Source organism: Pseudidiomarina piscicola (assembly GCF_902806985.1).
Lineage (GTDB): Bacteria > Pseudomonadota > Gammaproteobacteria > Enterobacterales > Alteromonadaceae > Pseudidiomarina > Pseudidiomarina piscicola.
Genome location: NZ_CADCXY010000002.1, coordinates 66218 through 80502 on the forward strand (window position 1 = coordinate 66218; position 14285 = coordinate 80502).

9 protein-coding genes and 1 tRNA gene are annotated in these 14285 nt (G+C 48.2%); all 10 read right to left on the bottom strand.

What is annotated here, in order from left to right; translation table 11 throughout:
* Positions 1–103 precede the first annotated feature (103 nt).
* The gene (locus PSI9734_RS05120; protein ID WP_173920057.1) at positions 104–1681 is read right to left on the bottom strand and encodes a serine hydrolase domain-containing protein; all 1578 of its coding nucleotides are present in this window, start codon (positions 1679–1681) and stop codon (positions 104–106) included.
* 111 nt (positions 1682–1792) lie between these two features.
* The gene (rpoC, locus tag PSI9734_RS05125; RefSeq protein ID WP_173920058.1) at positions 1793–6040 is read right to left on the bottom strand and encodes a DNA-directed RNA polymerase subunit beta'; all 4248 of its coding nucleotides are present in this window, start codon (positions 6038–6040) and stop codon (positions 1793–1795) included.
* 35 nt (positions 6041–6075) lie between these two features.
* Entirely contained in the window at positions 6076–10104 is a 4029-nt protein-coding gene (gene rpoB / locus PSI9734_RS05130; RefSeq protein WP_173920059.1) for a DNA-directed RNA polymerase subunit beta, read from the bottom strand.
* A gap of 215 nt (positions 10105–10319) precedes the next feature.
* Complete coding sequence (rplL, locus tag PSI9734_RS05135) at positions 10320–10694, bottom strand: 50S ribosomal protein L7/L12 (RefSeq protein ID WP_173920060.1); 375 nt, start codon at positions 10692–10694, stop codon at positions 10320–10322.
* Between the two features lie 53 nt (positions 10695–10747).
* Positions 10748–11266, bottom strand: a complete 519-nt coding sequence (gene rplJ, locus PSI9734_RS05140) for a 50S ribosomal protein L10 (RefSeq protein ID WP_173920061.1) — start codon at positions 11264–11266, stop codon at positions 10748–10750.
* A gap of 260 nt (positions 11267–11526) precedes the next feature.
* Positions 11527–12219, bottom strand: coding sequence for a 50S ribosomal protein L1 (gene rplA / locus PSI9734_RS05145; RefSeq protein WP_173920062.1), 693 nt, complete (start codon positions 12217–12219; stop codon positions 11527–11529).
* A 1-nt stretch (position 12220) separates the two neighbouring features.
* Positions 12221–12652, bottom strand: coding sequence for a 50S ribosomal protein L11 (gene rplK, locus PSI9734_RS05150; protein WP_173920063.1), 432 nt, complete (start codon positions 12650–12652; stop codon positions 12221–12223).
* A gap of 304 nt (positions 12653–12956) precedes the next feature.
* The gene (gene nusG / locus PSI9734_RS05155; RefSeq protein WP_173920064.1) at positions 12957–13496 is read right to left on the bottom strand and encodes a transcription termination/antitermination protein NusG; all 540 of its coding nucleotides are present in this window, start codon (positions 13494–13496) and stop codon (positions 12957–12959) included.
* Between the two features lie 3 nt (positions 13497–13499).
* Complete coding sequence (gene secE / locus PSI9734_RS05160; RefSeq protein WP_173920065.1) at positions 13500–13880, bottom strand: preprotein translocase subunit SecE; 381 nt, start codon at positions 13878–13880, stop codon at positions 13500–13502.
* A 69-nt stretch (positions 13881–13949) separates the two neighbouring features.
* Positions 13950–14026 (bottom strand) — tRNA-Trp (locus PSI9734_RS05165).
* Positions 14027–14285: the final 259 nt, after the last annotated feature.

Consider the following 14285-nt stretch of genomic DNA (forward strand, 5'->3'; position numbering starts at 1 on the left):
GCCCTAAATATGGGGAGGCCGAATTTTAATGGTCAATAATTGGACTGTCAAGGAAAAGCGACGATTGACCTTGGGCCAACCGTACACTTTACTGTGGGATAAGCTAATTGTCAGGCTGGGTAAGCACGTTACGCGCTTCTTCATTAAAAGCGCTCGACTGATTATTTAGCATCACGACAGCACGCGAGCCATCGAGGTAAAAACCAACATAGCTGGCGAAACCGCCAGTTTGGCCATTATGCCATGCGTAAACTTTCCCCGCATCATCTGTCTGTAAAAACCACCCCAATGCTTGCTGGCAGCAAGAGCCAAACTCGGTGCGTGGGGTCAGCAGCAACTCGCGTAATTGCGGTTGCTGCTGCAAGCGTTGTTGTAGGCCTTCAACATAAGCGACCATATCAGGTAGCGTTGCGACGATGCCACCCGCCCCTGCAAGCGCCTTAAAACGCCATGGTGCAACTTGATTGCCCATTCCATCGTACGGTAAGGCTAGTTGCTTATCGACCGCTGAGCCGGCGATAGCAAGCTGCGCATCGGTCATGTTAAAAGGTTCGAAGACCCGCGCTTCGAGCAACTGTGCCAAGTCCGACTCGTTGACGATCGCAAGCGCCTCGGCTAATGTCCCTACGGCAAAATTCGAATAGAGATGTTGGTTCGCTTGCAACTCAAGCTTGCTTAGCGCATTGCGCAAGTGTTGCCGATCATAGTGTGCATAAGGGTCATGTTGCTTGGCAGCATCGAATAAATCACCAGGTAAGCGAGGGAAACCACTGGTGTGGGTTGCTAATTGCTCCAGGGTAACCTTAGTTGGGGCCTCAGGAATTAACGACTGCAACGGCGTGTTGAGCGCTACTTGCCCCCGCTCTACTGCATCGGCAAGTAAGTAGCTAATAAACGTTTTGGTCACAGAGCCAATTTCATAACGGGTCTGTGCATCGTGGTCACCAAAATAGCTCAACTCGTTGCCCGTTGGCGTGAGAACCGCAATCGCTCCGCCCTTTTCACCGAAGCCTGCAGCTTCAAATTCAGGCGCAGGGTGATCGTCACTCACTCGTCTTAACGTTAAGGGCATCGCCATACCTTGATGCCAGGCGCCTACGTAAGCTCCTTCGGCATCGGTCTCACCCTTGAATACCGCCTTTATCATTGGCGCAGTAAACTTCAGTTGGCTGTCATTGATCTGCACATCAGCCAAGGGAATACCGTATGTTTGTTGGGCTGGGCTATCAAGGGTCCCTAGATAATCACCTGCCACTACCGCAATGTTCAGCTGTAACGGCAGCTCGCTACCATTTACATCAAGGTTACCGGCGTATTGCGCCTCGTAGTCAAGACGCTGCAAGTCTTCGGTGGTTAACTTTTGTAGCTGCAGCGGAAACGTCTGGCCTTGGGTGAATGAACCTTCAATTCGATCGCCGCTAAGCTCACCCGAAAAGCTTACCTGCAAATCGTCGACAGTGAAGGTCAAATGGCTATCGGTAAGTTCATAGTCGCTTACCGGGTGCTCATAGAGCCCTTGATTTGGGCTTGCGAAAGTGGCCACACCATCAGCTAATTTAAACCCAATCACCAAGCTAAAATTTTCTTGAAATTCGAGCTCGCCACGCCAGGTGCCATCGTCGACACTAGCATAACTATTTGAAGCAAACGCCAATAGGGCGCAAAAAATCAGTTTCCGCACGGTAATGTCCTCAACCTAAGAGTAAAAGGTATTTCGCAGCCTTAAACGTAGCCCAATAAAAAAGGCCAGTCGACGAATCGACTGGCCTTTTATGTAACAAACTAAGACCGCTTATTCAGCGCTATCGCCTTGTTCATTTTGTTCGTCACCTTCGTTACCGAAGTTCAGCGCATCAGCAAGCTGCTGCTCTGCTTGTTCGGCGGTTAACTTAGGCGCTTCACCTTGTGCCAACGCTTCCATACGTTTGCGCGCGCGCTCGCGGTGATAAGCGAAACCGGTACCCGCTGGAATTAAGCGTCCAACGATAACGTTTTCTTTCAGACCACGTAGTGGGTCTTGCTTACCTTGCACCGCAGCTTCGGTCAACACGCGTGTCGTTTCTTGGAACGACGCGGCAGAGATGAACGACTCAGTCGACAATGACGCTTTGGTAATACCTAGCAATTGACGCTCGTAAGTTGCTGGAAGTTTGCCATTCGCTTCAGCGTCGGCATTGGCTGCCAGAACTTCAGAGAGCTCCATCATTTCGCCTTCAAGTAGCTCTGTCTCACCTGGGTTTAAGATAATCGCTTTACGCAACATCTGACGCACGATGGTCTCAATGTGCTTATCGTTAATCTTAACACCCTGTAGGCGGTAAACTTCTTGAACTTCGTTAACGATGTAGTTTGCTAATGCGCTAACACCACGCAGACGCAAAATATCGTGCGGTGCTTCTGGACCATCGGCAATAACTTCACCTTTGGTTACCGATTCACCTTCGAAGATATTCAGCTGACGATGCTTAGGAATCATCTCTTCGTACTGATCTCCGCCGTCAGGGCGTTGAATCAGTAAGCGACGCTTGCCTTTGGTCTCTTTACCAAAGCTCACAGTACCTGTGACTTCAGCCAAGATTGCAGGCTCTTTCGGACGACGTGCTTCGAACAAGTCGGCAACACGCGGTAGACCACCGGTGATGTCTCGAGTTTTCGAGCCTTCTTGCGGAATACGTGCAACCGTATCACCAACTTTCACCTCAGCGTTATCTTCGAGGTTGATGATCGCGTTACCTGGCAAGAAGTATTGCGCCGGCATATCGGTGTCAGCGATGTTTACATCATTACCTTTCGCATCGACCAATTTAACCATTGGACGCATGTCTTTACCGGCACTGGTACGTTGTCCTGTTTCCAATACAACAATACTTGATAGACCGGTCAGTTCGTCCGTTTGACGGGTCATAGTGACGCCATCAATCAAGTCAACAAACTTCAGACGACCGGCTACCTCGGTCACGATTGGGTGCGTATGCGGGTCCCAATTCGCGACGATTTCGCCAGCATCAACATTGTCGCCTTCGTCTTTCTTAAGCACTGCACCGTAAGGTACTTTATAACGCTCACGCTCGCGGCCAAACTCGTCGATCAACGTCAATTCTGTTGAACGTGAGGTGATCACAATGTTGTCATCACTATTGGTAACGAACTTAGCGTTATGCAGCTTCAAGCTACCCTTGTTTTTCACTTGGATATTGTTTGCTGCTGAGTCACGTGATGCTGCACCACCGATGTGGAAGGTACGCATTGTTAACTGTGTACCTGGTTCACCGATTGACTGTGCGGCAATAACGCCCACTGCTTCACCCTGGTTCACCAAGTGGCCACGGGCCAAGTCACGACCGTAACAGTTTGAGCAAACACCGAAGTCAGTATCACAGGTAATTACCGAGCGAACTTTCACTTCATCAATCGAGTTTTGCTCTAACACGTCACACATTTTCTCGTCGAGCAAAGTGTTACGCGAAATCAATACATCGTTGCTGCCTGGGGCCAAAACGTCGTCACAGACCACGCGACCCAATACGCGTTCGCGCAATGGCTCAACAATGTCGCCGCCTTCGATCAATGGTTTGATGAACAAGCCATCGTGGGTACCACAGTCTTCTTGCACGATAACTACGTCTTGCGCTACGTCAACCAAACGACGTGTCAGGTAACCTGAGTTAGCCGTTTTCAGTGCCGTATCGGCCAAACCTTTACGAGCACCGTGCGTTGAGATGAAGTACTGAAGTACGTTCAAACCTTCACGGAAGTTCGCCGTAATTGGGGTTTCGATGATGGAGCCGTCTGGCTTCGCCATCAGACCACGCATACCGGCCAACTGACGAATCTGTGCAGGGCTACCACGAGCGCCTGAGTCCGCCATCATATAAACCGAGTTGAACGAGTCTTGCTCTTCTTCTTTACCTTCGCGGTTGATCACGACTTCTTTCGAAAGGTTGTCCATCATTGCTTTGGATACTTTCTCGTTCGCGGTCGACCAAATATCGATGACTTTGTTGTACTTCTCACCGGCGGTAACTAAGCCTTGCTCAAACTGCTCTTGAATTTCAGCGACTTCTTCTTCTGCTGCGTCGATAATTTCTTTCTTCGCATCAGGAATAACCATGTCGTCGATACCAACAGATGCACCCGCTACCATTGCGTAATGGAAACCGGTATACATAATTTGGTCAGCAAAAATAACCGTCGGCTTCAAGCCGATGTCACGATACGAACGATTCAACAAGCGGCCGATTTGCTTTTTGCCCATCGACTGGTTGATCATTTCGAACGGCATGCCTTCTGGCAAGATCAACGACAAGATTGCACGACCAACCGTGGTGTCATAAATGGTCGTAGTGTCACTGCGATCGCCTTCTTCGCTGATCACAACTTCATCTAACCGTACTTTAACGCGTGCATGCAATTCAGCATTGCCCGAGCGATACGCTTTTTCGGCTTCCTTGGCATTCTTGAAAATCATGCCTTCGCCTTTGGCGTTAATCTTTTCGCGCGTCATGTAGTACAGACCCAAGACAACGTCCTGTGAAGGAACGATGATCGGGTCGCCACTCGCTGGTGACAAGATGTTGTTGGTAGACATCATCAGGGCACGGGCTTCGAGCTGCGCTTCAAGGGTCAATGGCAAGTGAACCGCCATTTGGTCACCATCAAAGTCGGCGTTGTAAGCCGCACACACCAGTGGGTGTAACTGAATCGCTTTACCTTCGATAAGCACAGGTTCAAAGGCTTGGATACCCAAACGGTGCAACGTTGGTGCACGGTTAAGCATCACTGGGTGCTCTTTGATTACCTCATCAAGCACGTCCCAAACTTCTGGGATCTCACGCTCGACCATCTTCTTCGCAGCCTTAATGGTCGTGGCTAAACCACGTCCTTCGAGCTTGCCGTAGATGAATGGCTTAAACAGTTCCAAGGCCATCTTTTTAGGTAAACCACACTGTTGCAAACGTAGCTTAGGTCCGACCGTGATAACGGAACGGCCTGAGTAGTCAACACGCTTACCAAGTAGGTTTTGACGGAAACGGCCTTGTTTACCTTTGATCATGTCAGCAAGCGACTTCAATGGACGCTTGTTGGTGCCAGTAATGGCACGACCGCGACGACCGTTATCAAGCAACGCATCGACTGCTTCTTGCAGCATACGCTTCTCGTTGCGCACAATAATGTCTGGCGCAGCAAGGTCTAACAAACGCTTCAAGCGGTTGTTACGGTTGATCACACGACGGTACAAGTCGTTCAAGTCTGAGGTTGCGAAACGGCCACCGTCAAGTGGTACCAATGGACGTAAATCCGGTGGTAACACAGGCAACACTTTCAAGATCATCCATTCAGGTTTGTTTCCTGACTGATGGAATGACTCAAGCAACTTCAAACGTTTGCTGATTTTCTTACGTTTGGTTTCTGAATTGGTTTCAGGTAACTCTTCACGCAAGGTTTTAATATCAGCTTCAATATCGATGTGCTTCAACAGGCTCAGAACAGCTTCTGCACCCATTTTAGCTTCGAATTCGTCGCCATTCTCTTCTAACGAATCAAGGTACTCGTCTTCAGTCAAAATTTGACCGCGTTCAAGTGTTGTCATACCACCTTCGGTAACGACATAAGATTCGAAATACAGAACCCGCTCGATATCACGTAAGGTCATATCAAGCATCAAACCGATACGGCTTGGCAATGATTTCAAGAACCAGATATGTGCAACTGGGCTAGCCAGTTCAATGTGACCCATGCGCTCACGACGGACCTTGGTCAGCGTGACTTCAACGCCACACTTCTCACAGATCACACCGCGGTGCTTCAAGCGCTTGTACTTACCGCACAAGCACTCGTAGTCTTTCACCGGGCCAAAAATACGTGCACAGAACAAGCCGTCACGTTCAGGTTTGAACGTACGGTAGTTGATCGTTTCTGGCTTTTTCACTTCACCGAAAGACCAGCTACGGATCATATCCGCAGAAGCAAGTCCGATGCGAATCGCATCGAACTCTTCAGTCTGGTTTAACGGTTTTAAAAACTTTAATAAGTCTTTCACGATTTATCTCCTGGCAATTAGCGTCCGGTGTGGTCTCAGTCTTGGTCCAACTCAATGTTGATACCGAGCGAGCGGATCTCTTTCAACAATACGTTGAATGATTCCGGCATACCTGCTTCCATCCGCAAGTCGTTGTCGACAATGTTTTTGTACATCTTCGTACGACCGTTTACGTCGTCCGACTTCACTGTCAACATTTCTTGCAGCGTATAAGCAGCACCGTATGCTTCCAATGCCCATACTTCCATCTCACCGAAGCGCTGGCCACCGAACTGCGCTTTACCACCCAGCGGCTGCTGAGTAACCAAGCTGTACGAACCAGTTGAACGGGCGTGCATCTTGTCATCAACCAAGTGGTTAAGTTTCAACATGTACATGTAACCAACAGTTACATCACGCTCAAAGCGCTCACCAGTACGTCCGTCATACAGAGTAATCTGGCCAGATTCTGGCAAGTCACCCAGTTTCAGGAGTTCTTTAATTTCGCTTTCTATCGCACCATCGAAAACTGGTGTAGCTGTTGGTAGACCTTTCTTCAAGTTCGTTGCGAGACGCATTACTTCGTCATCACTGAACTCTTTAATGTCTACTTCTTGACGCGTTGAACCTAGGTCGTAGACCTTTTGCAAGAATTCACGCATCTCAGCTACTTTCGCCTGCTGCTTCAGCATTTTTTCAATCTTAGTACCGATACCGCGTGCCGCGAAACCTAAGTGCGTTTCGAGGATCTGACCGATGTTCATACGCGAAGGTACGCCCAACGGGTTAAGCACGATATCGACTGGATTACCTTCAGCGTCATAAGGCATGTCTTCAACCGGCTGAATGGTTGAGATAACACCTTTGTTACCGTGACGACCGGCGAGCTTATCACCCGGTTGAATACGGCGACGAACGGCAAGGTAAACCTTAACGATTTTCAATACACCCGGCGCGAGATCATCACCTTGGGTGATCTTGCGACGTTTGTTTTCGAACTTGTTATCAAAGTCAGTGCGCAGTTCTTCATACTGCTCGGCGATTTGCTCAAGCTGCAACTGGGCATCTTCGTTCTTCAAGTTCTGCGTTAGCCATTTGGCATGCTCAAGGCTGGCAAGTTTTGACTCATCAAAGCCATTTGCTAGCAATAAGCTACGGGCACGTTCATAGATGCCACGCTCAAGGATCTTGAATTCGTCGGTTAAGTCTTTCTTGACCTGTTCCAACTGCATATTCTCGATATCTAAAGCACGCTTGTCTTTTTCGACGCCGTCGCGAGTAAACACCTGAACATCAATAACAGTACCGGTTACGCCGTTTGGTACGCGTAACGAGCTGTCTTTAACATCAGACGCTTTCTCACCAAAAATAGCTCGCAAGAGTTTCTCTTCTGGCGTGAGCTGGGTTTCACCCTTAGGTGTTACCTTACCAACCAAGATATCGCCACCGTTAACCTCAGCACCAACATAAACAACACCTGACTCGTCAAGTTTGTTCAGTGCTGATTCACCAACGTTTGGAATATCAGAAGAGATTTCTTCCGCACCAAGCTTGGTATCACGAGCTACACAGCTTAATTCTTGGATGTGGATGGTGGTTAAGCGGTCTTCTTGGACCACGCGCTCCGAGATCAAGATTGAATCCTCGAAGTTGTAACCGTTCCACGGCATGAATGCCACACGCAAGTTTTGACCTAGTGCTAAGTCACCCATATCCGTTGATGGACCATCGGCCAGCACATCACCTAGCATTACCGGCTCACCCACGTTGACCGTAGGGGTTTGGTTAATACAGGTGTTCTGGTTCGAACGGGTGTACTTCACTAAGTTATAGATATCGATACCGGCTTCGCCAGGTACCATCTCTTCTTCGTTTACTTTGACAACGATACGGCTAGCGTCAACTTTATCGACCACACCACCACGCTTAGCGACCACGGTTACACCCGAGTCGACTGCAACGGTGCGTTCAATACCGGTACCTACTAACGGCTTGTCGGCACGTAGTGTTGGTACGGCTTGACGCTGCATGTTCGAGCCCATCAAGGCACGGTTGGCATCATCGTGTTCAAGGAATGGAATCAAGCTTGCTGCGATCGAAACGATCTGCTGCGGAGCAACGTCCATGTATTGAACTTGTTCTTTCGACATCAAGGTGAATTCGTTTTTATGACGGCAAGGTACCAAGTCTTCGACCAGTTCACCTTTGTCATTTAACGCAACGTTCGCCTGGGCGATAACGTATTGACCTTCTTCGATAGCAGATAAGTAATCTACATCGTCGGTCACCACACCGTTGTGAATACGACGGTAAGGGGTTTCCAAGAAACCATACTCATTGGTGCGCGCAAAAGTCGACAACGAGTTAATCAAACCGATGTTCGGGCCTTCCGGCGTTTCGATCGGACATACGCGACCGTAGTGCGTTGGGTGTACGTCTCGAACTTCGAAGCCTGCGCGTTCACGTGTCAAACCACCCGGACCTAAGGCCGAGATGCGACGCTTGTGCGTGACTTCCGACAGCGGGTTGTTTTGGTCCATGAACTGTGACAATTGGCTTGAACCAAAGAACTCTTTTACCGCAGCACTGATTGGCTTAGCGTTAATCAAGTCTTGTGGCATCACGGCATCAAGGTCACCGAGACTCAAGCGCTCTTTAACTGCACGTTCTACGCGAACCAAACCAACACGGAATTGGTTCTCAGCCATTTCACCTACAGAACGGATACGACGGTTACCCAAGTGGTCGATATCGTCCACTTCATCAACACCGTTACGGATCTCGATCAGTTTACGCATCACCTGAACGATATCGTCGTTGGTCAACGTGCCTGAGCCTGTTAGGTCATCGCGACCTAAACGACGGTTGAACTTCATGCGACCTACCGCTGACAAGTCATAACGGTCATCACTAAAGAACAAATTATCGAATAAAGCTTCAGCAGCTTCTTTCGTAGGCGGCTCACCTGGGCGCATCATGCGATAGATTTCGACCAAAGCTTCCATACGGTTGTTGCTTGGGTCAATACGCAAGGTTTCGCTCATGTAAGGACCATGGTCAAGGTCGTTCACGAACAAGGTTTCAAATTTCTTGAAGCCTGCTTCACGCAATTCAGCTAATAACTCAAGAGTCAGTTCAGCGTTGGCTTCAGCCACCACTTCACCGGTCTTTTTATTGACGTATTCTTTGGCTAATACTTTACCCACTAAGTATTCTAGTGGCACTTCCATCTCTGGTTGGTTCAGCTCGCCAATTTGCTTGATATGACGCGCTGTAATACGACGTCCTTTTTCAACGATAACGTCATTATCGTCGTTTTTGATATCAAACTTCGCAGTTTCACCGCGCAAACGCTCCGGTACTAACTGCATAAATACTTTTTTGCCACGTAACTGGAAGTACGTGGTATCGAAGAACATCTCAAGGATTTCTTCGGTGGTGTACTCTAAGGCACGCAAAATAATCGACGCTGGAAGCTTCCGGCGACGGTCAATACGTACGAATACGTTGTCTTTCGGGTCGAACTCAAAATCCAACCACGAACCACGGTAAGGGATCACACGTGCGTTATACAGCACTTTGCCTGACGAATGGGTTTTACCCTTGTCATGGTCAAAGAACACGCCCGGCGAACGGTGCAACTGAGAAACGATAACGCGCTCGGTACCGTTGATAACAAAAGTACCATTCTCGGTCATGAGTGGTATTTCACCCATGTACACTTCTTGCTCGCGCATATCTTTTACGGTTCCTGCGGCGGCTTCTTTATCATAAAGAACCAAGCGCAGTTTAACTCGCAATGGAGCAGAATAGGTGATGCCACGGATTTGACATTCTTTCACGTCAAATACCGGCTCACCAAGACGGTAGCTCACATATTGCAGTTCCGAATTACCGGAATAAGCGGTAATTGGAAATACTGAACTAAAAGCTGCTTCCAGACCATTATTACCTTCTGGATCCAGCTCAATGAATTTTTTAAATGAATCTAATTGGATTGACAACAAGTAAGGTACTTCAAGTACATGAGGTCGCTTACCAAAATCCTTGCGAATACGTTTTTTCTCAGAGTAGGAGTACGCCATGGGGTTCCTCAGCTAGCTGATTGATGACCCTAACCACCGGGGAGTCGATGGTTAAAAACAAGCTTGTTACAGCTTGTCGTTCCCGTTTTTGTCACCGCGAGCATGCACCCCAATAACGGGCAAAAATGATACATGCTTAACAGCGCAAAAAGCCTGGTGACTCAAAAAGTCACCAGGCCCAGGCCTAAAAGGCCAAGTTTTTTGTATGCAGTTGCTTACTTAACTTCAACTTCTGCACCAGCTTCTTCAAGCTGCTTCTTCAGTTCTTCAGCTTCGTCTTTGCTAACGCCTTCTTTAACGGCGACAGGTGCAGACTCAACCATAGCTTTCGCTTCTTTCAGGCCAAGACCAGTTGCTGCGCGTACTGCTTTGATTGCGCCAACTTTGTTTGAGCCCGCTGCTTTCAACATTACGTCGAATTCAGTTTGTTCTTCTGCAGCTTCACCTGCGGCAGCTGGACCAGCAGCTACTGCAACAGCAGCAGATGCGTCAACGCCGAATTTTTCTTCTGCAGCTTCAATCAACTCTACCAGTTCCATTACTGGCATTTCAGCGATTGCATTCAAAATATCATCTTTAGTAAGAGCCATAACTCTAAACTCCTGGGTTATAAATTACAAAAAATTGGTTAATTAAACCGCTTCTATTTAGCGTCTTTAATTGCTGCCAACACACGCACAAACTTAGTAGGTACTTCGTTAACTGTACGAACGAACTTACTAACAGGTGCTTTGAAGGTGGCCAGCAATTTCGCCAATGCTTCGTCACGCGTCGGAAGTGATGCAACTGCATCTAGCTTGTCTGCAGCCATCACACCGTTACCGATGTGTAGTGCAGTCACTTTAAGGTGCTGGTTTTCTTTAGCAAAGTCTTTGAACAGACGCGCAGATGCGCCTGGAGCGTCCAAAGAGAAGCCGTAAACCAACGGGCCTTTAAGCGCTTCGTTCATGTCGTCAAACTGCGTACCTTCAAATGCACGTCGAGCTAGCGTATTCCGAATAACTTTCAGATATACACCTTGCTCACGCGCTTGACGGCGCAGCACGGTCATGTCAGAAACTTCCATACCGCGATACTCAGCAACTACGACGGATAGAGCGTTCGAAGCAACTTCGTTAACTTCTTTAACGATTGCTTTTTTTGCTGCTAAACCTAGTGCCACTAGTATCACCTCTTTTTTTAGACCTTCGGTTCGAAAACCTTGGATCTATCGTTACACATAGGTAGACCAAACGGCATCTACCACGTTGTCACGGTGAATCTCTTACCCAGAGAGTCTGAGCCGGATTACACCATCTGCGCAGGAAATTAAGTGTCGCTAATCATTTCTTCTCAGAAATCACCGCGAGACACCTGCGGTCTTGGACGGGAGCCACATTCACTAAGCTATTACACGAAGTGGCGACTCCAACCCACAAACCTTTACTTTTCTAGCGAACCTTGGTCGATAGCTACGCCACCGCCCATAGTCGTAGAAAGGCTAACTTTCTTAATGTACTGACCTTTTGCAGAAGAAGGCTTGGCTTTCTTCAAGGCACCTAGAAGTGCTTCCAGGTTTTCTTTCAATTTGTCGTTATCGAAATCAACTTTACCGATAGTCGCGTGGATGATACCCGCTTTATCGTTACGATAACGAATCTGGCCAGCTTTAGCGTTTTGTACAGCTGTTGCAACGTCAGGTGTTACCGTACCGGTTTTCGGGTTCGGCATTAGGCCACGTGGACCTAAGATTTGGCCTAATTGACCAACAACACGCATTGCATCAGGAGAAGCGACAACGACGTCAAAGTTCATTTCGCCTTTCTTCACTTGCTCAGCAAGATCTTCCATACCAACGATGTCGGCACCAGCTTCTTTAGCTTTCTCAACGTTTGCGCCACTCGTGAATACGGCTACGCGAACGTCACGACCTGTACCGTTTGGCAACACAGTTGCGCCACGAACGTTTTGGTCAGATTTACGAGCGTCGATACCCAAGTTTACTGAAACATCAACGCTTTCTTTAAATTTTGCTGTCGCTAATTCTTTCAACAAAGTGATTGCTTCGTTGACTTCGTAGTCACGAGCTTCAACTTTCTCAGCAATTAGGCGAGCGCGCTTGCTTAATTTAGCCATCTTACAGACCCTCCACATTCAGGCCCATCGCACGAGCAGAGCCGGCGATAGTACGTACTGCTGCATCAAGGTCAGCCGCTGTTAAGTCTGGCTCTTTAACCTTTGCAATCTCTTCTAACTGAGCACGGGTAACGGTACCCACTTTCTCGGTGTTAGGACGACCTGAACCACTTTTGATACCTGCCGCTTTGCGCAATAAGAACGCTGCTGGAGGAGTCTTAGTGATGAACGTGAAAGAACGGTCTTCGAATACTGTGATTTCAACTGGAACTGGCGCACCTTTTTCAAGCTGGTCAGTTGACGCGTTGAATGCTTTACAGAATTCCATGATGTTCACACCGTGTTGACCAAGTGCTGGACCAACAGGAGGTGACGGGTTTGCTGCACCAGCTGCAACTTGCAGCTTGATGAGGGCAGTTACTTTCTTAGCCATTTTCTATACCTCTTGGTTTGGGTCTAACGCCTTGTAAGTCTTCAATTTTCGCTATCAATGACTGATTTCGAAAACCAAGGGGTGACTTACTCAAACGGCTCCCCGACGGAAAAAAGGACGCGAAGTATAGCTGCATTCGCGGCCTAATGCAATACAAAAATTGTACAGCGCAGTATTGAAACTGCGCTGTTCGTTGGTCGTACGCTTCGCTGTTCGTTCTTCGTTGTTCGTTGTTCGATCGCTTCGCTCTTTAAACAACGAGCAGCGCGGCTGAGCCGAACGTACGACAGACGAGTAACGTTCTTTACGCTTTTTCCACTTGTGCGAACTCTAGCTCTACTGGCGTTGCTCGACCGAAAATCGAAACCGAGACCGTTAAACGGCTCTTTTCGTAATCGACACTTTCAACAGTGCCATTAAAGTCGGCAAACGGACCATCGTTGACGCGTACCACTTCACCTGGTTCAAACAAGGTTTTCGGACGTGGCTTATCAACAGACTCTTGTAAGCGGTTTAATATTGCATCAGCTTCGCGTTGAGTAATTGGCGTTGGGCGATCTTGCTTACCACCGATAAAGCCAAGTACACGCGGAATGCTTTTCACTAAGTGCCAGCTTTCTTCGTCCATGATCATCTCGACCAGAACATAGCCTGGGAAGAACTTACGCTCGCTCTTGCGGCGCTGACCAGCTTTCATCTCGACGACTTCTTCGGTTGGTACTAACACTTCACCGAACTTGTCTTCCATGCTGTGCATTTTAATGTATTCACGTAACGAGTTCGCTACGCGAGCTTCATAGCCCGAAAATGCTTGGACGACGTACCAGCGTTTCTTATCGCTCATTATTTAAAACTCCAGTCCGGTGAAAAAGCCTACGACACGCACTAGAATGGCATCCATACCCCAAAGGATCAATGACACAATCGCGGTGGCAATAACCACAATAATAGTGGTTTGAGTGGCTTCCTGACGGCTCGGCCATACGACGCGGCGTACTTCCGTGCGGCTTTCTTTTGCGAAACTACGAAAACGACGGCCTTTACCTGTCATTCCCGCAACGATACCCGCAACTGCAACCAACAGTACTACTGCGATTGCACGATACAGAATTGAAACCGTTTCGCCGTAGTAATAGTTACCTAATACAGCCGCAGCCAAAAGCGCGATAGCGACAAGCCATTTGATGCTATCGAAAGAACTGCTTTGCGTTTCGGAAGTTGCACTCATTATTCATTCCTGTATTTATAAAAACCGTTATTCGTTATTCGTAGCAACGAATAACGCCTTCGAATTTGTTGGCAGGGGTGGAGGGATTCGAACCCCCAACCGTCGGTTTTGGAGACCGCTGTTCTACCAATTGGAACTACACCCCTAAATTCACCGAAATATTCATCGGAAAATGGACGCTGTATTATACCGATCAAGGCGCTTAAAACAAGAGCGCTGTTGGATGTTTGATGTTCGCTGTTTGTTGAAAGCTAAGAGCAAGAGCGATGTTGGATGTTCGCTGTTCGCTGTTTGTTGAAGGACTAAGAGCAAGAGCGCTGTTGGATGTTCGATGTTCGCTGTTTGTTGAAAGCTAAGAGCAAAGGCGATGTTGGATGTTCGATGTTCGCTGTTTGTTGAAAGCTA

Coding starts and splice junctions, on each gene's coding strand:
- rplL (WP_173920060.1), bottom strand. CDS start 10,694: ATGGCTCTTACTAAAGATGATATTTTGAATGCAATCGCTGAAATGCCA.
- rplA (WP_173920062.1), bottom strand. CDS start 12,219: ATGGCTAAATTAAGCAAGCGCGCTCGCCTAATTGCTGAGAAAGTTGAA.
- nusG (WP_173920064.1), bottom strand. CDS start 13,496: ATGAGCGATAAGAAACGCTGGTACGTCGTCCAAGCATTTTCGGGCTAT.
- secE (WP_173920065.1), bottom strand. CDS start 13,880: ATGAGTGCAACTTCCGAAACGCAAAGCAGTTCTTTCGATAGCATCAAA.
- rplK (WP_173920063.1), bottom strand. CDS start 12,652: ATGGCTAAGAAAGTAACTGCCCTCATCAAGCTGCAAGTTGCAGCTGGT.
- rpoB (WP_173920059.1), bottom strand. CDS start 10,104: ATGGCGTACTCCTACTCTGAGAAAAAACGTATTCGCAAGGATTTTGGT.